This window comes from Hymenobacter ruber (assembly GCF_054783255.1).
In genome coordinates, this window is the sequence record NZ_BAAGQX010000004.1 from 1,334,991 (window position 1) to 1,359,573 (window position 24,583).

23 protein-coding genes are annotated in these 24,583 nt (G+C 60.0%); 12 read left to right on the forward strand and 11 right to left on the reverse strand.

What is annotated here, in order from left to right:
* Positions 1-51: 51 nt before the first annotated feature.
* The 5 genes from ACYVM5_RS16275 to ACYVM5_RS16295 all read right to left on the reverse strand — a co-directional run bounded on the left by ACYVM5_RS16275 (position 52) and on the right by ACYVM5_RS16295 (position 4,235).
* A complete protein-coding gene (locus ACYVM5_RS16275) occupies positions 52-621 on the reverse strand; it encodes a YdcF family protein (RefSeq protein WP_460620193.1) in 570 nt (189 codons plus the stop codon).
* Positions 622-644: 23 nt separating this feature from the next.
* Complete coding sequence (locus ACYVM5_RS16280; RefSeq protein WP_460619160.1) at positions 645-1,478, reverse strand: class I SAM-dependent methyltransferase; 834 nt, start codon at positions 1,476-1,478, stop codon at positions 645-647.
* A 139-nt stretch (positions 1,479-1,617) separates the two neighbouring features.
* Positions 1,618-2,697: an acyltransferase family protein gene (locus ACYVM5_RS16285; RefSeq protein WP_460619161.1), complete on the reverse strand. Its 1,080-nt coding sequence runs from the start codon at positions 2,695-2,697 to the stop codon at positions 1,618-1,620.
* Between the two features lie 151 nt (positions 2,698-2,848).
* Positions 2,849-3,583, reverse strand: coding sequence for a YebC/PmpR family DNA-binding transcriptional regulator (locus tag ACYVM5_RS16290; RefSeq protein ID WP_241934306.1), 735 nt, complete (start codon positions 3,581-3,583; stop codon positions 2,849-2,851).
* A gap of 145 nt (positions 3,584-3,728) precedes the next feature.
* Positions 3,729-4,235 (reverse strand): hypothetical protein, encoded by a 507-nt coding sequence (locus ACYVM5_RS16295; RefSeq protein WP_460619162.1) that lies wholly within the window; start codon positions 4,233-4,235, stop codon positions 3,729-3,731.
* Positions 4,236-4,444: 209 nt separating this feature from the next.
* On the opposite strand from ACYVM5_RS16295, the gene ACYVM5_RS16300 reads away from it, so the two are divergent.
* On the forward strand, positions 4,445-6,565 hold the full coding sequence (locus ACYVM5_RS16300; protein WP_460619163.1) for a tetratricopeptide repeat protein: 2,121 nt from the start codon (positions 4,445-4,447) through the stop codon (positions 6,563-6,565).
* A gap of 25 nt (positions 6,566-6,590) precedes the next feature.
* On the opposite strand, the gene ACYVM5_RS16305 is transcribed toward ACYVM5_RS16300, so the two are convergent.
* Complete coding sequence (locus ACYVM5_RS16305) at positions 6,591-7,367, reverse strand: LytR/AlgR family response regulator transcription factor (RefSeq protein WP_460619164.1); 777 nt, start codon at positions 7,365-7,367, stop codon at positions 6,591-6,593.
* A gap of 296 nt (positions 7,368-7,663) precedes the next feature.
* Here ACYVM5_RS16305 and ACYVM5_RS16310 point away from each other — a divergent pair, with 296 nt between their 5' ends.
* The 5 genes from ACYVM5_RS16310 (at position 7,664) to ACYVM5_RS16330 (ending at position 11,826) form a co-directional block, all read left to right on the forward strand.
* On the forward strand, positions 7,664-8,131 hold the full coding sequence (locus tag ACYVM5_RS16310) for a hypothetical protein (RefSeq protein ID WP_460619165.1): 468 nt from the start codon (positions 7,664-7,666) through the stop codon (positions 8,129-8,131).
* A gap of 72 nt (positions 8,132-8,203) precedes the next feature.
* Positions 8,204-9,004 (forward strand): hypothetical protein, encoded by an 801-nt coding sequence (locus ACYVM5_RS16315; protein WP_460619166.1) that lies wholly within the window; start codon positions 8,204-8,206, stop codon positions 9,002-9,004.
* Between the two features lie 22 nt (positions 9,005-9,026).
* Positions 9,027-10,070, forward strand: a complete 1,044-nt coding sequence (locus ACYVM5_RS16320; RefSeq protein WP_460619167.1) for a hypothetical protein — start codon at positions 9,027-9,029, stop codon at positions 10,068-10,070.
* A gap of 47 nt (positions 10,071-10,117) precedes the next feature.
* Positions 10,118-10,864, forward strand: a complete 747-nt coding sequence (locus ACYVM5_RS16325) for a hypothetical protein (protein ID WP_460619168.1) — start codon at positions 10,118-10,120, stop codon at positions 10,862-10,864.
* Positions 10,865-10,917: 53 nt separating this feature from the next.
* Complete coding sequence (locus ACYVM5_RS16330) at positions 10,918-11,826, forward strand: arginase family protein (RefSeq protein ID WP_460619169.1); 909 nt, start codon at positions 10,918-10,920, stop codon at positions 11,824-11,826.
* Positions 11,827-11,835: 9 nt separating this feature from the next.
* Here ACYVM5_RS16330 and ACYVM5_RS16335 read toward each other — a convergent pair whose 3' ends face one another.
* Positions 11,836-12,852, reverse strand: a complete 1,017-nt coding sequence (locus ACYVM5_RS16335) for an MBL fold metallo-hydrolase (RefSeq protein WP_460619170.1) — start codon at positions 12,850-12,852, stop codon at positions 11,836-11,838.
* A 224-nt stretch (positions 12,853-13,076) separates the two neighbouring features.
* Between ACYVM5_RS16335 and ACYVM5_RS16340 the strand changes: the two genes are divergently transcribed.
* Positions 13,077-13,889: a DUF4097 family beta strand repeat-containing protein gene (locus ACYVM5_RS16340; RefSeq protein WP_460619171.1), complete on the forward strand. Its 813-nt coding sequence runs from the start codon at positions 13,077-13,079 to the stop codon at positions 13,887-13,889.
* A 121-nt stretch (positions 13,890-14,010) separates the two neighbouring features.
* Complete coding sequence (locus tag ACYVM5_RS16345) at positions 14,011-15,951, forward strand: sensor histidine kinase (protein ID WP_460619172.1); 1,941 nt, start codon at positions 14,011-14,013, stop codon at positions 15,949-15,951.
* Between the two features lie 13 nt (positions 15,952-15,964).
* On the opposite strand, the gene ACYVM5_RS16350 is transcribed toward ACYVM5_RS16345, so the two are convergent.
* A complete protein-coding gene (locus ACYVM5_RS16350; protein WP_460619173.1) occupies positions 15,965-16,237 on the reverse strand; it encodes a hypothetical protein in 273 nt (90 codons plus the stop codon).
* A 282-nt stretch (positions 16,238-16,519) separates the two neighbouring features.
* On the opposite strand from ACYVM5_RS16350, the gene ACYVM5_RS16355 reads away from it, so the two are divergent.
* The 3 genes from ACYVM5_RS16355 (at position 16,520) to ACYVM5_RS16365 (ending at position 20,375) form a co-directional block, all read left to right on the forward strand.
* On the forward strand, positions 16,520-17,461 hold the full coding sequence (locus ACYVM5_RS16355; RefSeq protein WP_460619174.1) for a hypothetical protein: 942 nt from the start codon (positions 16,520-16,522) through the stop codon (positions 17,459-17,461).
* A gap of 155 nt (positions 17,462-17,616) precedes the next feature.
* The gene (gene hutU / locus ACYVM5_RS16360; RefSeq protein ID WP_460619175.1) at positions 17,617-19,392 is read left to right on the forward strand and encodes a urocanate hydratase; all 1,776 of its coding nucleotides are present in this window, start codon (positions 17,617-17,619) and stop codon (positions 19,390-19,392) included.
* A gap of 113 nt (positions 19,393-19,505) precedes the next feature.
* A complete protein-coding gene (locus ACYVM5_RS16365; RefSeq protein WP_460619176.1) occupies positions 19,506-20,375 on the forward strand; it encodes an NADPH-dependent F420 reductase in 870 nt (289 codons plus the stop codon).
* 345 nt (positions 20,376-20,720) lie between these two features.
* Here ACYVM5_RS16365 and ACYVM5_RS16370 read toward each other — a convergent pair whose 3' ends face one another.
* The 3 genes from ACYVM5_RS16370 to ACYVM5_RS16380 form a co-directional block, all read right to left on the reverse strand.
* Entirely contained in the window at positions 20,721-21,383 is a 663-nt protein-coding gene (locus ACYVM5_RS16370; RefSeq protein WP_460619177.1) for an HNH endonuclease, read from the reverse strand.
* On the reverse strand, positions 21,376-22,764 hold the full coding sequence (locus ACYVM5_RS16375; protein ID WP_460619178.1) for an AAA family ATPase: 1,389 nt from the start codon (positions 22,762-22,764) through the stop codon (positions 21,376-21,378). The genes ACYVM5_RS16370 and ACYVM5_RS16375 overlap by 8 nt, the downstream gene beginning before the upstream one ends.
* 295 nt (positions 22,765-23,059) lie before the next feature.
* Complete coding sequence (locus ACYVM5_RS16380) at positions 23,060-23,380, reverse strand: hypothetical protein (RefSeq protein WP_460619179.1); 321 nt, start codon at positions 23,378-23,380, stop codon at positions 23,060-23,062.
* 177 nt (positions 23,381-23,557) lie between these two features.
* Between ACYVM5_RS16380 and ACYVM5_RS16385 the strand changes: the two genes are divergently transcribed.
* Complete coding sequence (locus ACYVM5_RS16385) at positions 23,558-24,499, forward strand: phosphatase PAP2 family protein (RefSeq protein ID WP_460619180.1); 942 nt, start codon at positions 23,558-23,560, stop codon at positions 24,497-24,499.
* The last annotated feature ends 84 nt before the right edge of the window (positions 24,500-24,583 follow it).

Sequence of the window (24,583 nt, forward strand, 5' to 3'; positions counted from 1 at the left end):
TGGTCGAATTTCATTAAAAAAGCCTCCGCTGAAATTTCAGCGGAGGCTTTTTTATTCTGTGTAATAAGCGACGAATTCGCGCAGTAGCGCATAAGCGTCCCGGGGTTCGAAGTATTTCGGACTCACACCACTGAGGGCATTGAAATGCTGCTTACGAAACAGCAATTTGGTTCTGGTGAGATGGAAGTATTGAGAGACAACCAGTACACTCCGGAAATTTAAGCTGTCTTTTAATCGGAGCGTATTTTTTACGGTAGCGAGCGTATTATCGCCGTGGTTGTCAACAATTATTGCCGTGTCGGGCACATCATGTAGGACTAGGAAATCCTTCATTTTGCTGCCTTCCAAAAACCCTTCTTTTCCCAAGCCGCCGCTGACAAGCAGCTTTTTAGCCCGGTCCTTAAGATAGAGTTGGAGGCCGCATTCCAATCTCCGCTCCAGCCGGGTCGACAGTGTTCCATCTTCGTTGACTTTGTTGCCCAGTATAACGGCTATATCGGCGGTTTTCCCTTCATCAGTTAACCCGTCAACGATGACATAAGCGTGTGGCCGACAAACCAGACGACGAGAATTGTCAGGCTGATTTTTAGGAACCGATACAACGTGCGTCTCGAAAGGAATTGCTCAGGAGCGGAGAGTAGCGGCTAGCTATTGGGCGTGGCGTAAAAATCAAAGTGCTTGTACTTCAACATATCTTCTTTGCGCTTGATTGGAATGATTTCCGTTGTGGCAACAAAGTCGGTGAAATAGAAGAGGGAATAGCCCAGAGATTCAAGCAGGTTGAACTGCTCAAATTTCTCCTCGTCGGAGTTCTTGCCGAAGCATTCGGAAATAATTACGGGTTTGTATTTGGTGATGAGGCTGGAAATAGAGCGGATAATTTCCTTATCGTAGCCTTCAGTGTCGATTTTAATTAGCGTGAGCTTCGGGAGAAAATCGGGGTATTCTTTTTCCAGAAAGCCTTCCAGATTGACGCCTTTTATTTTCGTGCTGAGGGAATATTTGCCGTGTTTATTATTCGGCGTTTTAGAGATGCCGCCGTTGTTGAAAGAGGCTTCGGAGGAGTTGTAGTAGAACTCGTCGTCCTGCTCGGAGATGGCGAGGTTGTGTGCCCCGATGTGCACCAGCTCGGGGTTGAGGGTGGCATTGCGCTGCAGAATTTCGAAGACGTAGGGGTTGGGGTCGAAGCCGAGGGTGAGGCCGGTGGGGCCGGTGGCCAAAGCCATCTGCACGGTGGTGTGGCCGATGTTGGCTCCGATATCGATGGCGAAATCGCCGGGATGGAGGAATTTCTTGAAAAAATCGACCGTCTCCTTGGTGAACACCTTCTTTTCAACCAGCGGATTTTCCCAGTTGGCAAACTGCACCTGCCCGTTGCCGATGCCGGGAATGGCGAACGTATCGAGCACCATGGGGTGCTTTTGGGTGATGCGGCGGGCCATTTTCCGCTTGAAAGAATTGATGAGGTAGTTGAGCATGATGTCGGGGCTGGGTTTTGGCGTGCAAAGGGCTTGTTAGGCCAAATGTAGGGGATTTTGCCGGGTGGTTTCCGAATAAGCCCGGGATGGAATTGAATTTGAAGTCGTTATGAAAATGCGAAATAACGCAACGGCGTTGTCAAGAATAAGCCAGCCGTTCTTTCCAACGGTTCAGCGGGGCTTCGAGCCAGTGCCAAGAGGCAGCAGCCATTATCAGCAACAAGGGCAGGAGCACCATTGCCATCATGGCCGGGCTCAGCCAGAACGCCCGTAAGCTCGCGCCGTGCTCGCCAGTGAGCGGGAATAGCCTAAACACGGCCCGCTGGTAGAAAACGGGCAGCAACAGGTGATAGAGGTAGCAGCCGTAGCTGCGCTGGCCTACCCAGCGCAGGGCGGTGAGCAGGCGGTTTTCATGGGCGGGGCGGGTGGCCTGGTGCAGTGCCCAGTTGAGGGTGAGGGCGGCGGGCAGGCAGCCGGCGCTGGCGTAGATGAGCTGCCAGGTATAGTGCGACTCTGTGAGGTAGAGCGCGGCCCAGAGGGCGGCCCAGGCCAGCCAGGCCAGCACGACCCACTGGAAGCGGGCCAGTTGCCGCACCATGGGCAACTGTTCGACGTGGCGTAGGATGGCCCCGGCGGCGAATAAATCGAGGCAGCCGGGGAGGAGGGCGAAGGCCAGGTTGGGCCGCACCCAGGTGCTCCAGGTGATGCGGAAAAGCAGGCCGGCGGCGGCCACCAGCGTCAGCCAGCGCACCCGCTTGGGCACCACGGCCAGCAGCACCGGCCACAGCAGGTAAAACTGCTCATCGACGGCCATGGTCCAGTAGTGGCCTACGCCTTCGCCCCAGTGCTGCAAGCGGTAGAATAAGAGGTTGGAAACCGGCACCAGAAACCAACCGGGGTACTGGTGCAGCGTGACGAGCGGCAGCGCAAAGCCTAAGGCCAGCGACAGGTAGTAGGGCGGCAGCGTGCGTACCAACCGCCGCAGGTAGAACACGCCCAACCGGCGCGGCCAGCGCCCGGGCGCGCCCACGTACACCTCCTGCTTCCAGACGATGCCCGAGATGAAGTAGCCGCTGAGGACGAAAAACGTCATGCTGCCCATGAGGCTTATGGGGAAGGACGGCAGCGTCCAGTGGCCGATGACGACTAGCAGAATGGCCACGGCGCGCACGGCATCCAGCCCGGGGCGGTAGGCGAGGGGGCGGGTGGTGGGCGGCATGGTGTTGAGAGTTTAAAACAAGAACGTCATGCTGAGCGCAGTCGAAGCATCTCTACCGCATAACTAATCCAATTGACAGGGATTGCTACTGCGGTAGAGATGCTTCGGCTGCGCTCAGCATGACGTTCAATTATGAGCGTTTGCCAGTGAATTAGCCCACGGTGTGGTACACGGCCTGCACGTCCTCGTCGTCTTCGAACTTTTCGATAATGGTCATGATTTCGTCCAGCTGCTCGTCGGTGAGGGAGACGGTGGTATTGGGCACGCGCTGCAGGTTCACGCTCACCACGTGGCGGCCCTGGGCTTCGAGCGCCTTCTGCATCTGGCCGAAATCGGTGAAGGCGGTTTCGACCACGATGAACTTGTGCTCGGCGCCGTGCTCGTCTTCTTCGGTGGTTTCGTATACGTCTTCGGCTCCGAAATCAATGAGTTCCAGCTCCAACTCGTCGCGGTCGAGGCCTTCGGCGGCCAGCTTGAATACGCCCTTGCGGGTGAAGGTGTAGTCGCTGCTGCCGGCGGTGCCCAGCGTGCCCTCGTTGCGGTTGAAGATGAGGCGCACGTTGCTCACGGTGCGGGTGGGGTTGTCGGTGGCGGTTTCGATGACAACGGCCACGCCGTGGGGCAGGTAGCCTTCGTACACCACTTCGGCGTAGTCCTTTTCCTCCTTGCTGCTGGCGCGCTTCACGGCGGCTTCCACGCGGTCTTTGGGCATGTTCACGCCTTTGGCGTTTTGCATGGCGGCGCGCAGGCGGGCGTTGGTGTCGGGGTTGGGGCCGTTTTCCTTCACGGCCATCACGATTTCCTTGCCGATGCGGGTGAAGTCTTTCGACATTTTATCCCACCGCTTCATTTTGCGGCCTTTGCGAAATTCGAATGCGCGTCCCATTTGCTGTGACTGAGTAACTGAGTGAATGAGTGTTGGAAGCGCGCAGCCGGGGCCGCGCGGGCTTCACCGAAGTGGGTTTCGGTGAAACAGGCCGCAAGTTAGCCAGAAGGCGCGGGGGCAGCCAAATACGGTGCCGTCGAAGGAGCTAACGCCGGCGCTTTTTGCCGGTTTTGGCGGGTGGCGTGACGGGGGAAAATGGCTCGATGGCCACCAACTCGTACACGCCCCGGTTGCCGGCCGGGTAGCCGAGGATGGTGATGGTGAGGTGCCGGGTGGCAGAGTCGAAACGGAAGGTGCCGCGCTGCACATCGGCTCCCTTCTGGTCGTGGAAGGCAAAGCGGATGCTGTCGCCGGCCAGGGTGAAGGTGCCGTCCTGTTTGAACAGCATCGGGACGTTGTTATTGCCGGGAATGGTGAAGCGTTTTTCGTAGGTGCCGGCCGGGCGCAGGGTGAGCGTGCCGCCCACGCCGCTTACCCGCGTGGGTGGGTCGAGGCTGGTGGTGTCGTACACGGTATAGGCCGTGTATTTATAGGTAGTGTAAAAAGTGGGAGGTGATACCGGAGCGGTTTGGGCGGGCATTTGAGCACCCACTGGCAAAATCGGAAGCAGAGCGGCGGCGATAAGAAGAAGCAGCGAAAAACGGGAAAGCATGAAGCGAAGGAATGAGCAGCGTCCGAAAAGGTGCATCGAAGGTAGGTCCGAGCTAGGTTTGGGTCAGCCGGGAGCGAGTGTCCGGCTGGCAAAGACAGTGCCTGGAAAAGCATATTTGCAATTGCCGGATTTCTATTTAACTATGCGAGATGGAAAGCCTCGGTACTGAATTTAAGCGGGCGGTTGAAGGGATTATAAACTTCTGTTTTATGGGCCGCTGTGGGGCAGGGGCTGCCTTGCTATTGGCGTTACTAGCCGCCGGCCCGCCACCGGCCGATACCGCGCAAGTGCGCGCCCTGCGCTACCAAGCCCAGCAATTGCTGCGCGAAGGCCGTTTCGACGAAGCCCAGCCCTTGCTACTGCAATCAAAAGAGCTGGCCCATCACCTGAATTTCCGCGAAGGCGAAGCCCTGGCCCTGCGCATGCTGGGCAAAGCCGAACTGGTGCACGGCACGCTGGCCCGCGCCCGCGCCTACCTCACCGAAGGCGTGGCCCTGGCCCGCAGCACGCCCGGCCAACCGGCATTGCCCGACCTCCTGCTGGCCCTGGGCCAGGCCGCCAACGAGCAGGACGACTACCCCGGGGCCCTGCGCGCCTGCGAAGAAGCCCTGCGCCTCTACCACGCCCGGGGCGACGTGCGCAGCGAAGCCCAGACGCGCAACGGCCTCGGCATCATCTATAGCAGCCGCAGCGACTTTCCGCGCGCCCTGGCGGCGCTGCTGCCCGCCCTGCACCAGGCCCGGACGTTGCGCGATACTTTGTTGCAAGTCAATTGCCTGAACAATATAGCCAATGTGTATCTGCGCCGGTTCGAATACCAGCGGGCGATAGACTATCTGGAACAGGCCCTGCCGCTGGTGAGGCAGTCGGCTAGCCCGGGCGCGCTAGCCGACTGCCTCACCAGCTTGGCCAACGGCTACATGGCGCTGCATTCGCCCAAAGCCGAGGGCTTGTTTCGGGAAGCCATTCGGGTATCGGAGGGCTTTGGCGAGAAGGCGCAGCTGGGTGTGGTTCTGAGCGCGTTTGGCGACTGGCTCGACCAACAGCACCGCCTGCCCGAAGCGCAGCGCGAACGCGAACGCGCCCTGAAGCTGCTGCAAGCCGCTGGCGACCAAGATAATTCGGTGTACGTGCTGAATGAGTTGGCCGACATGGCCGACCGCCTTCACCAGCCCGTGCTGGCCGAAGCGCGCGCCCGCCAGGCGCTGGCCATTGCCCGGCGCATCGGCAGTGCCAACGCGAAGTACGAAGCCACCAAAACCCTGGCCCACGTACTCAAGCAGCGTGGCGACTACCGCCAGGCCCTGGCCTACGCCGAGCAGGCCCAGGCTGCGCACGACACCCTATTTAGCCAAGCCAAAGCCGAGGAAATCGGGCGCTTACAGGGCGACTTCCAGCTTGGTCAGGAGCGCGACCACGCCCAGATGCTGGCCCGCACCGCCGAGGCCCAGCAGTTGCGCCTGCGCCAGCAGCAGCGCGAGCTGTGGGGCCTGGGGCTGGGGCTGGTAGCGGCCGCTGTGGTCGGGCTGGCGCTGTGGCGACTCAACCGCCTGCTAGGACGCAAAAACCAGCAGATTGAGCAGCAGCGCGCCGAACTCACCGCCCTGAACGCGACCAAGGACCAGCTGTTTTCCATTATTGGCCACGACCTGCGGGGGCCGCTGCACTCGCTGCACGCCTTCGTGGGGCTGCTGAGCGGCCCGCCACTGCCGCCCGAAAAGCTGGCCCAGTACACCCAGCGCCTCACCCGCACCCTCGACCACACGCTGGCCCTACTCGAAAACCTATTGCATTGGGCTGCGCTGCAAATGCGCGCCACCTCCCCGCCGCAGCCCGAAAAACTGGCGTTGGCGGCCGTGGTCGAAGAAAACTTTGACCTGCTGAGCCCCGCCGCCGAGGCTGGCCAGGTGACCTTGCGCCACGACCTGACCGGCGAAGAACACGTCTGGGTCGACCCGTCGGCCGTGCGTCTGGTGCTGCGCAACCTGCTGTCCAACGCCATCAAGTTTACGCCGGCGGGCGGCACCGTGCGGGTATCGGCCCGGCGCGAGGCCGGCACCTGGCAGCTGGCTGTGGCCGATACCGGCCTGGGCCTGCCCGTGCCCACGCCCCGCCAGGAAGCGCTACCCGAGACGCTGGAGCGCCGCGCCGCCGGCACCGGCCAGCCCCGCAGCTCCGGCCTGGGCCTGAAGCTGAGCCGTGACGTGGCCCTGCGCAACGGCGGGCAGCTGTGGATGGCCAGTGCTGGCCCCGGCCAGGGAAGCACATTCACGCTGGGGCTGCCGCTGGCAGAAGTGCCAGCAGTGGCTGAAGTATTGGTTCGGAACTAGCGAAAACATATGGACCAGCTGGTGGCTACGAAGCCTTGCCGGGATGGCGGCTGAGCAGGCGCTGCTGTACCACCTGCGCCAGCACGCTTTCGCGGAAGGTGTGGCCCAGCGGCACTTCTACCTTGCCCACGCGCACATCCTGGGCCGTGACGGCGGCAATGTGGCGCGCATTGACCAAGAAGGAGCGGTGCGTGCGCACGAACAGCGCGGCCGGCAACTGCTCCTCCATGTGCTTGAGACTGACCAGGGTAATGTGTACCGTGCCGTCGAGCAAATGCACTTTCACAAAGTCGCGCATGGCTTCCACGTAGGCCACGTCGGCGTAGCGCAGCTTCAAATACTGGAACTCGGTACGGATGAAAAATGCGTCGGTATCGGCGATTGGCGGCGGCGTTGGCTCAGGCACTGCAGGACTGGCGGCGCGGGCACGGAGTAGGAGCAGGGCCTTGTCGATGGCCCGCAAAAATCGGTCGAACCGCAGGGGCTTCACTAGGAAATCAACGGCGTCGAGGTCGTAGGTGGGCAGGGCGTAATGCGGGTGCGAAGTCATGAAAATGACCAGTGGCGGCTGGCGAAGGGCGCGCACCAGGTCCAGGCCATTGAGATGGGGCAGCTCGATGTCGGTGATAAGCAGGTCGACGGGCGTGCGGGCCAGGTGCTCGAAGGCCGGCAGCGGGTCGTCGTAGCTGCCCGCCAGTGCCAGCGAGGGCACTTGCTCCACGAAGCCGGCGGCCAGGTCGCGCACCAGCAGGTCGTCGTCCAGAACCAGGCAGGAAAAAGGCGCGGGATGGGAAACTGACATGAGCGGAAGGGGGGCGCAAGCACCGCTGCGCACGGTTTATCGACCACATGGCAAGTACGTCGACTTTCCGTCGGTCTTACTCGACTTCGTTGTCGGTGCAAGGTAGCGCGCGGCTACTTTCCGTGCCAATAACGGGCATCTGCCCTCACACTGCTCACCGTTTCATTTTCTGGTCGATGCTCTTATTCGTTACCCGCTTCAAAACACCGAGGCCAGTCCTGCAGCTGCTATTTGGTCCCTGCCTTGTAATAATGCTCGCCGGAGCGGCCTATTGTCAATCACCGGCGCCCCGAAAAATGCCAGGCGGAGCCGCGGCTATGCCGGCTTCCCGGGCGGTGGCGCCCGCTGGGCTGCCGTCCAAGTTCTTCGGCACCTACACCTATACGGTGTACCTCGTCTACGACCCTGCCCACAGCCAGAAGCCCACCAATACGCGCGGCGTGAGCGGCACCCTCACGTTGGGAGCGGCCGGCAGCTACGAGAAGAAGCTGCAAATTCCGGGGCCCTACGGCAACTACCATTTCGACGAAACGGGGCGGTACACCATCAAGGGCCAGAACATCGAGTTTACTTATACCAATTCGAAAGGCAAGCCGGTAACCTATGGCGGCACCTTCAGCTACAGCGAGCCTGCCCTGTCGCTGAGCATGATACTGAACCAGGATGCCAACGGCGGCCGCGAAGTATTTGGCCTGGTGGTGAAAGGCTCGGAGTCCGTGAAGCGCACGTTCAACGACGATGGCACGGTGAAGCTGGGTAGCTGATTTATGGAATAAATGATTGATTTTCAATAAAATAATTTACTGTATTTGATTGATTTTACTCCCGGCATGCCCATGAAAATCCTCGTCTTTTGGCGTAGCGCCGTGCGCTGCGGTGCGCTGTTCGGCGCGGTGCTTTTGATTGTGGCCGGGCCAGGGGCCGAGGCTGCGGTGGCGTGGCCAGCCGTGGTCTGCGCCACCCCGCCCGCCGCTTCGGCCGCGCCGCTGGCGGGCAAGGTGGTGGGCGGGAAGCCGGTGGGCCTGTTTTTCATGACGCGCTACATCATGGCGTTCCACTCGCTGGAAAAAGCTACTTACTACTTCACGCCGGCCGGGCAGGTGTATAATAACCCGGTCGATTTCACGCCGGCCAGCCTGGCCGGCCTGCCCGCCAACGCCCGGGGCACCTACAGCGTGGCCGGCGGCCAGCTGCTGATGAAATGGGCCGATGGCAACACCTCGAAGGCCAATTTTGAGAATCCTTCGGCCAATACTTTTTCCTGGGATATGGGCATTTTCGTGGGCATGGGGCCTTTTGCCAATGCCCGGCAGCTGGTGGGAAATTTCGAGGGCGGCAACTCGGTGAGCAGCAGTAGCGGCGCGGCGGCGGCCGTGAGCGGCCTCACCATTCGGGCCGATGGCAGCTACAGCGGCGGCAGCACTTCCTCATTCACCACCAACACCAGCGGCAGCAATGCCCACGTCGGCAGCTCGGGCGAGGCGGCGGGCCGCTGGGCCCTGGCCGGCTGGACGCTCACCCTCACCGATGCCGCCGGGCGTACCGTGCGCGGCGTGGCTTATCCCATCGAAACCAACGAAAAGACGGGACAGGTAACGCGGTTTTACTTCAACAACGTGGCCTACAAGCGGCTGTAAGCAAGCCGAAACCGAAACTCAGATGCAATATCAACTCAACCCGGGCCAACTTTCCCTGCGCTGCATTTGGCGGCTCGCCGTGCTAAGCTGGGGGCTATTCAGCATTAGCTTGGTGAATGCCGCCGCCCAGCCGGCCTACCAGGGGCCACCCGGTGCAGCGGTTTTTGCCAAAGCCCAGCAGCTGGAAGCGGCCGGCAACAAAACCGCAGCCACCGCCGCCTACCAGCAGGCCTACGAGGCCTACATGAGCGTGGACGACTCCGACGGCATGACTAGGGCGCTGGCCCGCAAAAATGCCCTGAGCGGCGCGGCACCGGGCCCGGCCGCGCGCCCAGCGGCCGTCGCCCCACGCCCGGCTGCACCTGGCCCGGCACCAGTTGCGGCCCGGCCGGCTCCCGCCGTTGCGCCCGCGCCTGTGGTGGCCCCCCTGCCCGGCCGGACCACTGGGGGCAAACCGGTAGGGCTATTCTTCTTTATGAATGTGTTTAATAATGAGCGGATTTACTATTTCACGCCGGCTGGTCAGGTGTATGTAGACCCGGCCAATTTTTCGCCCGCGGGCCTGGCTGCCGTCGACCCTCGCTGGCGTGGCACCTACGCCGTGAATGGCAACCAGATGACGGTGCGCTGGGCGGCCGGCCAGCCGGAAACCTACGAGTATAAGTCCGACCCAAGCGGCTTTAGTTGGAATGGCGGGTTTGTTTGCGTGGGGCCGTTCAGCAGCGCCCGGCAGCTCCTGGGCACGTTTGAGGGCCGCAACGCCGCCGTGAGCGTCACTGCCAGCTCGCTGGCCGTGTACCGCACACTCAACTTCAAGGCCGACGGCACCTTCACCCGCGACAACCTCACCGACGGCCACCTGGAAGCGAATACCGGCTCGGTCACCAACGTTTCGTCGGCTTCCAGGCAAGCGGGCCGCTGGAGCCTGAACGGCTGGTTCCTGACCCTGGCCGATGGGCAGGGCACCATTCGCAACCTGGCTTTCCCCACCAGCCTGGACGAAAAAACGGGCAAGGCCTATTATTTCCGTTTCAATGGCACCACGTACAAAACCACGGCCCGGTAGCAATTCAAAGGCCCTGCTCAGCCATCACTCATCATAATCTTACGCTCATGCTCCGTGTTCGCTCCCTCATTTTTAGTGCTGCTCTGTTGGGTTTGTTGATTGCCGGCCGCGCTCAGGCGCATTCGGACGCGGCGCCGGGCCCGATGCCGGTGGCCGGCCACATGGTGGGCAATAAGCCGGTGGGCTTGTTTTTCGTGACGAAGTCGGTGTTGGGTAACTTCATGACCATGAGCTATTATTTCGGTCCCGATGGCCTGGCTTACGAAAATCCTGTAGGCCTGAGCGCCGCCGAGTTGGCTGCCACGCCCGCCAAATCGAAGGGCCGCTATTCAGTGACGGGCAAGACGCTGTCCATTGCTTGGAACGGTTACCCCAAGCCCGAAGCGGCCGAAATGAATATGCTGGGCGGCGGTTTCAGCTGGAGCGGGGCGAGCATTTTCTCGGCCGTGGGGCCGTTCAAAAGCCCCAGCCAACTGGTGGGGAAATTTGAGGGCGGTACTTCCACAATTGCTTCGGCGATGGGGCAGGCCACGGTATCGAAAACGCTCATCTTCAAGGCCGACGGCACTTACCAGGGCAGCGGCGTGGCCACGGTCACGTCCGTCACGGACCGCAGCGTGGCCGAAACCGGCGGTTCCTCAGCCAATTCTGGCCACTGGCGGCTCGATGGTTGGTTTCTGACCCTCACCGATGCGCAGGGCCACACCGTTCGCAACGTAGCTTACCCGGTAGGGGATGGCAAAGGCAAAGTCACGCTGTTCAATTTCAACGGCATGGCCTATTCGCGGCAGTAGCCCGAAAGTGCCGCTCCAGCTGCCTCATCGGGCCGGTTCCGTACTTTTGGGGCATGCCTACTTTCCTCCGCGACCTCATCCGCCCCGCCGCCGAGCTGCCCGAAGCCGACGTATGCCTCGTGGGCCTGCCCCTCGATTTCGGTACCGTGCTGGAAGGCGGCCGGGCCGGGGCGGCCGGTGCGCCCGCCGCCATCCGCCGCGAGCTGCGCCGCTACCACAAAACCTACAACCTGGAGCACGACATCAGCCTTGATAGTCTGCGCATTGCCGATGCCGGTAACCTGACTCTGCGCCACCCCGACCACGCGCAGAACCACGCCCACATCCGGGAGCGGCTGGGCCAGCTGCTGCGCCAGTACCCGCGCGTAGTGGTGCTGGGCGGCTCGCACGACGGCACCTATTCCACCGTGCGCGGCCTCTGGGATGCCAATGATGGGCAGCCGGTGGGCGGTATCAATTTCGATGCCCACGCCGACGTGAAGGACAAGCCCGCAATCAGCAGCGGCACGCCGTTTGGGCGGCTGCTGCGCGAAGGTTTTTTGCCGGGCGAGCAGTTCACCGAAATCGGCCTGCATTCCAACCTCAATACCCGGGAGGATATCGAGTTCCTGCACCAGCAGCGGGCCCATATCGTGCCGCTGGCCCATGTGCAGGAGGGCGGTATGGAACTGTACGTCAGCCGCGCCCTGCAACGTGCCACCGCCGCCGGCCCCGCCTTCGTGAGCTTCGATATTGATGGCTGCGCCGAAGCCTTCGCCCCGGCCGTCTCAGCCCCCAGCGCCGATGGCTTCACGCCCCGGCAGGCGGTGGAAGCCGCGTTTCTGACGGGCCAAAAAGAAGCGGTCCGGCTGTTCGAAATCGTGGAGCTAAATCCGCTCTACGACCGCGACAACCAGACCGCCCGCTTGGCTGCCACCATCATCACCGCCTATCTGACGGGCGTGGCAGGGCAACTGAAATAAAAACCTCGTTTAGCTTCCCACGCCGCCCCGATAGAGTGGCGGGGGAGTAGGCGACTTGTAGCTGCCGGATTTCTGGGCCGCCTTGTAGGCCTTTTTATAGGCTTTCGATTTCTTGTGTTTGCGGCGGCCGCCGGTGAGCAGCCACGCCGCGCCGGCTGCCAGCAGGCTGCCGCCGATGATGGCAGCCTTCAGCGGCAGCGTGTCTTTGGGCGCGGGCGGGAGGTGCTCCACGCCGCTGGCATCGGTGCGGGCGGGCTCGTTCACGTAGCGGCCGTGGGCGGGAATGGGATAATTATCGGCCAACTCATGCAGGCCGGCGGCTGCCTCCGGGCCGATGATAACGGGGCCGTGGCCGCAGCCAATGGCCTTGGGTTCCAGGGCGGCCAGGGTTTGTACGGATTTACGCGCCGCTTCCCAATCGTAATTGAACGGCGTGCCGGCCCGGCTGATTTTGGGCACACCCAGCAGCACGGCTGGCACCGAGTCATGGTCGGTGGTGGCAAAGGCATCGGCCCCAATCAGCACGCGGTCGGCTTCGCGGAAAAAGGCCAGCTGGCCGGGGGCGTGGCCGGGCACGTGAAACCACTTCCAGTTCATGAGGAAAGGCGTGCTGGGGTCGTCGGCGTCGAGGGCCTGCACGCGGTCGGTGAGGTTGGGCAGCTGGGTGGGGAAGAAACGGCTCATGAAGGCCAGCGAGCCGCCCACGGTGGGGTCGCGGGGCGGGTACAGGGCCTGGCCGGTTACGTAGGGCAGCTCCAGCGGGTGCACGATGATGGGCACGTTCCAGTGGTCGGCCAGCTCTTTGGCCGAGCCCAGGTGGTCGAGGTGGCCGTGGGTGAGGATGATGGCCTCGGGGTGGGAGCCGGGGTAAAACAGCTTGTCCGCAGCGGCGAGGATGGTTTTCTTGCTGCCGGGCAGGCCGGTATCAATCAGCACCCACTCGCCGGGGGTGCCGGTTTCGACGAAATAAACGTTGACAAAGCGCTGAATGCGAAGCTGGGTGACGCCGGCGGCTAGGGTATCCATAGGGCGGGAGATGGGTTGGTGGAGCAAATCTGTACGCAGATTTTGGCGGCGGGATGTGTTTCCCGCTGCGTGGGCGGCTTGTTGGCCGGATGAAAAATAGTTTGGTCGGGCCGTGTAACGAATCGGCCGAAGCCCGGTAATCCTTTTGTTGGCCGCCTCCACAGGCAACTGGTCCAGCCCGAGCGCATCTTCATCCCGTCCCCAAACCTTCACTCCCCAACCCCATGAAAATCCTGATTTCTGCACTCGCCCTGGTGTGCGGCACCTTCGCCGCCACCGCCCAAACGACCGAGCCCCAGTTTAAAACCACCTGCGAAAACAATTCCTGGAATCGGGGCGACAAACTGATGAAAGGCTTCTGCGAAACCCGTGACCTGACCATGAGCGCCCCCACCGGCCAGCCCCTGAGTGTGAACGCCGACCCCAATGGCGGCATCACCGTGCACGGCTGGGACGGCCCGAACGTCCGCATCCGCGCCCGCGTGCAGGCCTGGGCAACCTCCGAAAAAGAGGCCACGGACCGCGTCAAGCGCATCACCATTGGCATCGCCAACAACACCCTGCGCGCCGCCGACCCCGACAAAGACAAGAACTGGAGCGTGAGCTACGAAATTTTCGTGCCCCGCACCACCGCCCTGGCCCTCAATACCGTGAACGGCGGCATCAGCCTCGATAACCTCCAGTCAGCCATCACCTTCGAAACCACCAACGGCGGCGTGAACCTCGCCAACCTGGGCGGCCAAGTGAAGGGCGAAACCACCAACGGCGGCGTCAACATTACCCTGAGCGGCAGCAAGTGGGACGGCAAAGGCCTGGACGTGAGCACCACCAACGGCGGCATCCACTGGAAGCTGCCCCGCACGTACTCGGCCCGCCTCTTCACCAGCACCAACATGGGCGGCATCCGCACCGAGCTGCCGGTGACCAAATCGGGCATGTTCCACAAAGAAGTGGAAGCCAGCCTCGGCCAGGGCGGCGCCCCGGTGCGCGCCGTGACCACCAACGGCGGCATCAGCGTGGACCAGGAACGGGACTAGCGGCCACCGCCCGGGAGTGGGCCGCAATGCTCCGGTGATGTGAATTATAAGAGAATATAAATTAATATATTTACTTACAATAGCGTGTAGGTTTATTCAGGCGCTTTTCGCGCTCCATTCCATGCAGCAGCTTCGTCGCTTTAGTGGCTGGTTCCTTTTGATGCTCATGCTGGGGCTGAAGGGAATGCCTGGGCGAGCGCAGGATGTGCCCGATGCCGACAGCACCGAACAGCCGCCAGCGCCCTTAGCACCGGCGCGTACGCCCAAGCTTTTGCCTAAGGAAGTGGTGCGGCTGAAAGCGGCGCTGAGTGCGCCCGTCGCCTCGGCCGAGGCGACGGATTCGCTGCTCGCCGAGGCCCGCCGGCTGGGATATGTGCCCGGCCAGGTGGTGGCCCTGGCCCAATTGGCGAGCCTCCAGCTGCGGGACGAATCCGAATCGCCGGAGGCCAACGCGCTATTGAAGCAAGCTGGAGTGCTGGCCGGGCAGCTGCACGACCTGAAAGAAGCCGGCTGGGCCATGAACCAAATCAGCCGCATCCAGCGGCGCTCCGGCCATCAGTCGCCCGCGGCAGCCGGGGCGTATGGGACGCTGCTGGAAGCCCTGGGCGCAGCCATGAGCCGCAGCGTGCCCAGCCCAAAAGTCATTCGGGTACTGAAAGACAGCGAGTTCAATTCTTTGGATGCGGCGGCCATTGCCCGCCTGGAAAAACAACGAGTGCAGGGAAGGCTAAGGGCGGCCGCCAAAGGGGCGGAGCTCCCCATGCAGGGGCCCTGGCACGGCCACGATATTCGGGTGGAGCTGGGCCGAATGGACCATTGGCTTGATACGCTGCTCATTCGGGAGCCCAGCCCGCCGCAGGTGGTGCGCCAGCTGGCGGCCCGCCGCAAGCGCCGCGACAGTAGCCAGGCCCTCAGCCAGGCCTACGCCAAGGAGGGCGACTACGCCCAGGCCTACCGCTACTTCCTGCAATACAGCGCCTACAAAGACAGCCTGACCATGGAGGCCACTTCCCGCCGCCTGGCCGCGCTGGAGTACAAGCAAAACCTGCTGAAAAAAGAAGCCCAGATTCAGCGGCTGAACCGGCAGCGGCGGGTGCGGGAGCAGGTGGCCCGGCGGCAGCAGCAGTTTGTGGTGGGGCTGATGGCCTGCATTGCGCTGCTGGCCGGCGTGGCGTTTGTGCTCATCCGCACCAACCGCGCCCGGCAGCTGGCCAACCAGCAGCTGAGCGAGCAAAAGGAAACCCTGCAACACACCCTCACCGAGCTGAAAGCCACCCAGGCCCAGCTCATTCAGTCCGAAAAAATGGCCAGCCTGGGCGAGCTCACCGCCGGCATTGCCCACGAGATTCAGAACCCACTCAACTTCGTCAACAACTTCTCCGAGGTCAGCAACGAGCTGGTGGCCGAGCTGCGCGAGTGCCAGCACCAGCAGCCCCGCGACCCCGCGCTGGAGGAGGACCTGCTGGCCGACGTGCAGCAGAACCTGGAAAAAATCAGCGAGCACGGCAGCCGGGCCTCCGCCATTGTGCGGGGCATGCTGGAGCACGCCCGCACCAGCAGCGGCCAGAAGGAACCCGTCGACCTGAACGCCCTGACCGAGGAATACGCCCAGCTGGCCTACCACGGTGCCCGTGCCAAGGACCAAACGTTTGAGGCCCGCCTCACCACCCACCTCGACCCTCGCCTGGGGCGCGTGCTGGCCGTGCCGCAGGAGGTGAGCCGGGTGCTGCTGAACGTGCTCAGCAATGCCTTTTACGCGGTGCAGAAAAAGCAGGAAGGCCACCCCGTGGGCTACCAGCCCGAGGTGAGCGTGAGCACGAAGCGGGCGGGACAGCAGGTCGAAATCCACATCCGGGACAATGGTGTCGGCGTGCCCACGGCCCTGAAGCAGAAGGTTTTTCAGCCATTCTTCACCACCAAGCCCGCCGGCGAAGGCACCGGCCTGGGGTTGTCGCTGAGCTACGACATCATCACGAAAGGCTACGGCGGCACCTTCACCCTGGAAAGCGAGGAAGGCCAGTTCACCGAACTAACGATGACGCTGCCCGCCGCTGCCGCCTGATTCGCTGTGGTACTCAGCAGCCGCAACTGAAATCGGGGTAGTCGGCGTAGAGCGGCGCGGGCGTGTCGTCGAGCCGGATGATGTGGTCGAGCCGGATTTCCTCGCCCGATTTCAGGCGCATGAATTCGACTTTGTCGCGGATGAAAAATGTGTCAATCATGCCGGAGCCGAGGCAGAGCTGGCGCAGGTCGTTGAAATACTGTAAATCGACGCGGCGGCGCTGGGTAGCGGCGGCTTCCAGTAGGTAGTAAAAGTGGCAGTCGATGGGGGTGTAGTCGGGGCTCATGGTTAGGCTACGGGTTGGGTGGTTGTGATGTTATTTGCGGGCAACTTTACTACGCTACCCGTAATGAAAAATTTGTTGGCTGCTTTCCTGTTTCCCCCATTACTGCTTGGTATGAGGGGCGCAGTAGCGCAGGCCCCGGCCGTAAGCGGCAGCAGCGTTCGGTCAACAATTGACAGTCCCATCAGTATTCCGCTGTTCGCGTCGATTAGAAAAGTGCCGCAGCTGGTGTCAGCGGAAGACTCGCTTGACCGCCGGATTTTTGCTCGTAATCGGGTTCGGACGGTGACTGTGGTACGGCAAACCGATGGATTTGGCCCCGACACCAGCGAGCATTTTGAGCTGGACCGGCGCGGCAATAAAATCCGCATCGACCAGGCCCACGGCGGCCAAAGCCGCCTGCAACGCTTCGACAAGCACAACCGGCAGGTCGAGGTAGTGCTCACCGCCGTGCCGCCGTTCCCCGTCAGTACCCGCATTGTGTACGATGCCCAAACGAAGGTGAACACCTCCTACCTCACGGTTCAGAATTCGGCGCCGGTTTTGTGGCAGCAAGCGCAGGAGTACCGGCGCGGTGATACCACGGTGACCGAAGCGGTGTTTAACCCCATACCCGGGCTGAAAGCAAACGAGACGCACCGGCTGCTTTCCCTCATGTATCCCACGCGCGGCGATACCCTGCGCCTGGAAACCATTGGCTATAACCACGCCGACGAGCCTGTTGATTTCTCGGCTATCTACATCATTTGCCGAAAAGGGAAAATCATTGAAAATGGGCACATTGGCTATCCTGGGCCGCATGCGGGCGCATTGGCTAAGCCGGCGGTGCCCGCCGCCGTGCTACGGCTGAGCCGGCAGCAGCGCGGGCGCTGCATTCCCGATACCCGCAACGAATACGACCAGCGCGGCCTGCTCAGCCAACGCATTGCCCTGTTTGAGCCCCGCGAGGAGAAACCCCAAACGCAACTTGGTACCGGCTCCCGGATGACCGTTTCCGACAGCCCAGTCAGCAGCCTCACCACGCGCTATACCCGCCTGCCGGATGGCCGCGTGAAACAACAGGAGCAGACATTTCAGGTGCAACCGGGAAAGACGGTGGACGAGCGCCTGCTGCGGCCCTTCTATACCGAGTATGAGTACGGGGCCAACGGCCTGCTGCTGCGCAAAACCGATAAGTCCTCCAATAGTCAGCCCACCGTGTACGAGGTGAAATACACGTACTACTAGCCGCCCGGCTGCCGCAAAAAGAGAATGGCATTGGCTAGCCGGAAAGCGGCAATAATTGGGCAGTGGGAAAATGCCGTATGGAAAAACCGAGGTTGGGGAGCCGCGCTTGCTGTCACTTTCCTATCTTCGCCGCACCACCCAAAACCACCCACCCGATGATGCCCACCACCCAGACGCCCGAGCTTAACCTCGAAGCCAACTCCCTCTCCACCGCCACCGGCGCGGCCACGCAAAAGCACGACGGCAAGCGCCCGATGTTCTACGAGTTCAAGCCCGAGGAAACGGTGAAAGCGGCCCACGGCACCACGCTCCGCTGCAAAACCTGGGAAGCCGAAGCGGCCCTGCGGATGCTGGAAAACAACCTCGACCCCGCCGTTTCGCTGGTTTATGACGAGCTGATTGTGTATGGCGGTGCCGGCCGCGCCGCCCGCAACTGGAAGGAATATCAAACCATCGTCAAAACCCTCAAGGAGCTGGAAGCCGACGAAACCATGCTCGTGCAGTCGGGCAAGGCCGTGGGCGTGCTCAAAACCTGGCCCCACGCCCCCCGCGTCCTCATCGCCAACTCCAACCTCGTGCCTGCCTGGAGCACCCAGGAATATTTCGACGAGCTCGACAAAATGGGCCTGATGATGTATGGCCAGATGACGGCCGGCTCCTGGATTTACATTGCTACTCAGGGCATTTTGCAGGGCACGTATGAGACGTTTGCCGCCATGGCCGACCAGCATTTCGGCGGCAGCCTGCGCGGCACCATCACCCTCACGGCCGGTCTGGGCGGCATGAGCGGCGCGCAGCCCCTGGCCGTAACCATGAACGACGGCGTCTGCCTCGTCATCGAGCCCATCGACGAGCGGGTGAAGCAGAAGGTGCGCGAAGGCTACGTAGACGAGCAGGCCCACGACCTCACCCACGCCCTGGAGCTGTGCGAGCGCGCCAAAGCCGACGGCAAAGGCTGGTCGGTAGGCCTCACCGGCAACGCCGCCACCATCCTGCCGCGCCTGCTGGAGCTGGGCTTCCAGGCCGAAATCGTGACCGACCAAACCTCGGCCCACGACCTGATGGACTACATTCCCGAAGGCGATATCACCGCAGTGCTGGCCCTGCGCGAAGCCAACCCCGAGGAATTCAAAAAGCAGGCCCTGGCCTCCATCGTGAAGCACGTCGAGGCCATTCTGGAAATGCAGAAGCGCGGCACCATTGCCGTGGACTACGGCAACAACCTGCGCGGCCAGGCCGAAAAAGGCGGCCTGAATGTGCGCGATGAGCACGGCCAGTTCCTGTACCCCGGCTTCGTGCCCGGCTACATCCGCCCGCTGTTTTGCGAGGGCAAGGGGCCGTTCCGCTGGGCGGCCCTCAGCGGCGACCCGCAGGACATTCTGCGCATTGACCGCGCCCTGCTCGAAACCTTCCCCGACAACAAGCTCCTGGCCCGCTGGATTGAAAAGGCCCAAGCCAAAGTACCCTTCATCGGTCTGCCGGCCCGCGTTTGCTGGCTCGGCTACGGCGAACGCGAAAAGTTCGGCCTCGTCATCAACGACCTCGTGGCGCGGGGCGAAGTCTCGGCCCCCATCGTCATCGGCCGCGACCACCTCGACTGCGGCTCGGTGGCCTCGCCCAACCGCGAAACCGAAGGCATGAAAGACGGTTCCGATGCCGTGGCCGACTGGCCCCTGCTCAACGCCCTGGCCAACTGCGCCAGCGGCGCCGACTGGGTGAGCCTGCACAACGGCGGCGGCGTGGGCATCGGCAACAGCACCCACTCCGGCATGGTGATAGTAGCCACCGGCACCCCCGAAAAAGCCGAACGCCTGCGCCGCGTCCTCACCACCGACCCCGGCATGGGCATCTTCCGCCACGCCGATGCCGGCTACGAGCTGGCCCAGGACGTAGCCCGCGAGCGCGGCGCCAAGATTCCTTCGATGCAGTAGGAGCGGGGCAGATTAGCGACAGAGGAAAGCCCTGTCATCCTGAGCGCAGCGAAGGACCTTATCACGTTAGAACAAATCGTTCGGGCGTGATAAGGTCCTTCGCTGCGCTCAGGATGACAGGGCTTTTCGTCTTTGCAATCGGCTTCAACGGCTACGTTCCCTTGAGCTACTTTACCCCAAAAAAAGCAAAAGCCCCCCGAAACTGTTTAGCTACCTGCGGCAGCAAACGCCGCTTCACACGCTTAAACCTCCCCAGTATGAACATTGGAATCATCGGAGCCGGCCACATCGGCAGCGCCCTCGCCGTGCGGCTCACCAGCCTCGGCCACTCGGTTAAAATCGCCAACTCGCGCGGCCCCGAAACCCTGGGCGACGTGGCCCAGAAAACCGGCGCAACGCCCGTTACGGCCGAGGAAGCCGCCAAGGGCGCTGACCTTATCGTGGTCACCATCCCGCTGAAAAACATACCCGACCTGCCCAAAGACCTGTTCGCCGGCGTGCCCGCCGACGTGCCCGTTATCGACACGAGCAACTACTACCCCATGCTGCGCGACGGCAAAATTGCCGAGCTGGAAACCGGCGACCTCACCGAAAGCGAGTGGGTGCAGCAACACCTGGGCCGCCCCGTGGTGAAGGTGTTCAACAACATCTACGCCGACCACCTCCAGAACAAAGGCGTGGCCGCCGGCACGCCCGGGCGCATTGCCCTGCCCGTAGCCGGCGACGATGCCGCCGCCAAGCAGAAAGTAATGGCCCTGGTAGAAGAGTTGGGCTTCGACGCCGTCGACGACGGTACCCTGCACGAGTCGTGGCGCCAGCAACCCGGCACCCCGTCCTACGGTGCCGACCTGCCCGCCGACAAGCTGCGCGAGCACTTCGCCAGCCTAGGCAGCCAGCGCACCGAGGCCCAGCACGCCGAGTTCCTGGCCAACCATGCCAAGCAGGAGCAGGCCATGGCCGCGCAAGGCATCCAACTGAAATAGCCCCCTGCCAAATAACCGGCTAACCTAAAACGCCATGCCCCGGCTACGCCCGGCATGGCGTTTTTTTGTGCCCAATGCAGCAGCCCCAGCAGCTACCAGCAGCGTTTTGCTACCCCAGCCCGCCTTCCGCCCGTTCCCAGTAGCTGCTTCTTTAGAAACTGGTGTAGCTTAGTGCCGCGCCTGTATTACCGAACTCTGTATATTCTGCAGCGCCAATTATGAGCCGGCCTAGGAGCTGTCTGCATGCCTGGGTCAAAAATGCCCAACCTGGAAATATAATAGCGCGATAAGCAGAAAATACAGCCACATAAATTATAATAGTATTTATGTGGCTGTATTTTCTGCTTACGATATGACGAGAAGTAAAATTTCTTTTAACTCGCTTAGCATGCTTACTTGGTGCAAAGGGTCTTTTTCTTCAGCGATTTTATTTATTACACTCATTACGTCAGATAAACTATAAATTGGTTTTTCCCATCCGAATTTAGCAAACCACCTGTTTAGGTCGCATACACCTATTGTAAAATGGCCTTTGAGCGTTTTATTGACATATACTTTGCCGGCGAATATTTTTATATGTGCATCATAGTCATCAAAATGTGGATGCACAATCTTAAAGGAACCTGTTGCCCTTGGATATCTAATGGGATTTTCCTTTAATATAGTGTCCTGTATTTCATGGATTGTCTCTTGGTTTCGCTTAATTAGGTTGCAATCAGCGCATATTACACATAAATTCTTTGGTTCAAACATAAAGCATTCGTGCAACGATTTAGGAGCAATGTGTTCAACATGGCAGCTTCCTGCGGCCACGAGAGAAACTGATTTACGGCAATAAGCACATATGCCGCCCTGTTCGTTGCGGTAGAAGCTCCGTATAGAACTTCTCAATGCTTCCAAATCATCGTCGCTCCAATTTAGGTATGTAAAGCCGGGCTGACCTTTTTTGCTTGTGATTATTTGTTGCTGTGCTTTGTCAAAAACTATCGGGGTGTTAATTTTAAACATATTCCTCGTGCATTTCTTTTAACGCAATAATCAAAACTCGGACTGGGTCATTTATTTCCAGGAATACGAACTGTGACTCCAATATTTTGAAATTTAAATGGTCTTGTTCATCGAAGAATTTGCTTGTAGTTACTTTAGTGAACATATTGATTGCAATCCTTATCAGGTATTCATTCCTGAATCCTGGTGAATTAAATACATTTGCTAGTTGAAAGTCTGCAGAGTTATTGATTAATGAATTCGCATTCACGACTTTTCCTGTTTCCATTGTTAGGACATAACAATTGCTGGCTTCTAGCTTAGAAATAATCTGAGGCGAATGCGTAGCAATCACAAAATGGCAGCCTTTATAATTTCTGAATGTTGTAATCAACATTCTGATGTATCGTTCTTGCCATTCGGGATGTAAACATATTTCCGGTTCATCAATACATACCAATGAATTGTTCTTAATTTGGCTGGCTATACCGAGCATGCCCATTACGACGCATTGTTCTCCAGAACTAGCGTCGCTAATAGAAAAAATTGTTCCTGATTCGTGTTGCTCAAGAGCTACTTCTTTTAAGCGGAGGATACCAGATTGTATTAAGAAGCCGATGTCTTCTATCTGTTGGAAATATAAATCGCGTGTATAAATACCGTTTGCACTAATTTCAATGTTGATAATACGTTTTCTTATTGGTAATATACCGTTCTTAACTAACTCAACAAATTTTAATACCTTCTTATCATTAATTTGTTCGTTGTATTCGTAGAAAAATTTACGGTTAAAGCTTCCAAAAGGAGTTCGGTATTGCATTATTACTGATTCGAAATCCCTGACTGGATTATCTGAGTCTATGATGGCATCTGCGATTCTTCTTATGGTTTTGTATTCCAATTTTATCCTTATTCTGTCCGAGTAGCCCAAGTAGTTTAATACATTATTTATCTCTAACAACTGAGCAGAATTGTCTTGTACGGATTTAAGTAGCGAAGAAATTATTTTGGATATGTATGCTAAGCCAAAATTTTGACTTGGTAAATCTCTGAGCCCAAGATATGTATATTCTTCGTTTTGCTCAAAACCTTTGGTTATCGGAAATCTGTCAAAAGGGCTTGTTGAGGCCGTGATTATTTTCTCGGGCCTATATTTGAAATGTAACTTGCCTTTGCTGCCTGAATTAGGATTCGGTGATTTAAAGCCTAGTTCAGACTCTTTGTAGAATTCCGACTCCTGTGATATGTCTAAAAACTCGGAAATTATTGCAGACAGAAGTCTGCTTTTCCCTGTCCCGTTTTTGCCAACTATAATCGTGAAAATATTTTCATTTGAAATATTCTCAGACTTGCTATCAACGAAACTATAAGTTTTGTGATTGTATTGGTATTTTGTCAGCATCTTTCTCTTATGAAAAAAATAATGTGTTGGCTTTGTTCTTGATTGTGTTTACGGCCGTCAAGTTAGGAAGCAATCAGCTTTCTTAATGCGTTTCAAGTAAGCTTTGTTGACCTATTGTGAAATATCTGTTTATTCCTTAGCAATACTTAACTGCGCCTGCGCTGATTGCAACTAAAAAAGGAAGGTATTAACGTATATGAAAGGTTGATTTTACGAGTTTCATTAGTCCAACCCAACCAAAAACGGCCCCGCTGCACAATGCAGCGGGGCCGTCCCTTTTCCATTCCAATCAAACCTATACCGGTTTCACATCTCCCGCACTCCCGTTCTCCTTCCGAATCCGCTTGAGCAGCGTCGCCATTGAGAACGTCTTCGCCTTCTTCGGCTGCTTTTCCTTATACATCAGCGCGCCCGTGCCCAGCACGTCCACCACGTACTCCCAGAGGGCGTTGCCGGCCTTTATGTTCTCATCCGTGAGTTCGGGGGCCGCGTTCTGGTTGGTGTTCTGGTCCGTGTTGAAGTCACCGCGCTGCTTGCGCGCATCCGTGGAAGCCTGCGTATCGTCAGTGGTGTGGCCCTGGGCGGTGAGGGCCGCCAGGTTGGCGGGCGCTTGCACCAGTTACAGCAAGTGGCCCAGCGCCCCGTCGAGGCCCTCCATGTCGCGGGTCGAGATTTCGGAGCGCACCTTGCCCACTAGCGCACCTGTTCGGGAACAGGGCTGTCTGCAAAGCACCCAGCGATGCCAAACCCACTGTTTATCCGAAACCCGCTGTTTTGGCCCGTCCTTCGTGCCATGAAGCCTTGCCCGCCTCTCCTGCTCGCCGGGGCTCTGTGGCTGAGCGCCGGCCCCGCCGCCCGCGCCCAGCAGGCCCCCTCGCCCTACACCACCCGCTTCGCCGTGGACGCCCCCCTCACGGCCGGGCTGCTGGGCCTCAGCGGCACCGGGCTGCTGCTGGTGCAGCACAAGCGCACCGCCACCGAGGCCGACCTGGCCGCCCTCGACCCGGCCAATATCCCGGCCCTCGACCGGTTTTCGGCCGGCCGGTTCAGCCCCCGCGCCCAGCTCATCAGCGACGGCTTTTGCTACGGCACGCTGGCGCTGGTGCCCGCCCTGCTGGCCTTCCAGCCCAACGTGCACGGCTGCTACGGGCAGGTGGCCGGCCTCTACCTCGAAACCCTGAGCAGCACCGCCGCCCTCTTCACCCTCACCGTGGGCACCGTGTACCGCTACCGGCCCTACCTCTACGGCCCCGAGGGGGGCGAGCTGCGCCACGGCCCCGTCGCCACCGATTCGTTTTTTGGCGGGCACACCGCCCACACGGCCACCGCCACCTTCTTCGCCGCCCAGGTTTTTCACGATTTCAACCCCGGCTCCAAAGCCGAACCCTACATCTGGGGCACCGCCGCTGCCGTGCCCGCCGTGGTGGCCTACTTCCGCATCCGGGCCGGCAAGCACTTCCTGTCTGATAACCTGGTGGGCTACGCCGTAGGTGCCACCGTGGGCATAGTAGTGCCCCGCCTGCACCGCAACGACATGGTATTCGACCCCGCCACCGTGCCCCCGCAGCGCTTCACCGATTCGGCGGTGGGCGTGGGGGTAGGGGCGGCGGTGGGCTTGGTGGCGCTGCATTTCTACAAAAAGCTGCACGGCACGGGTGTGTCGCTGGTGCCGGTGCAGGGCCTGAACCTGAACGGCTACGCGTATGGCGGCGTGCGTTTCGCAAGGGCGCTGTAGCGCGGACTTTGTAGTCCGCGGCCCCGAACGAAACCCGAACGGCGCCGGGACGCGGACTACAAAGTCCGCGCTACATGGCCCCTT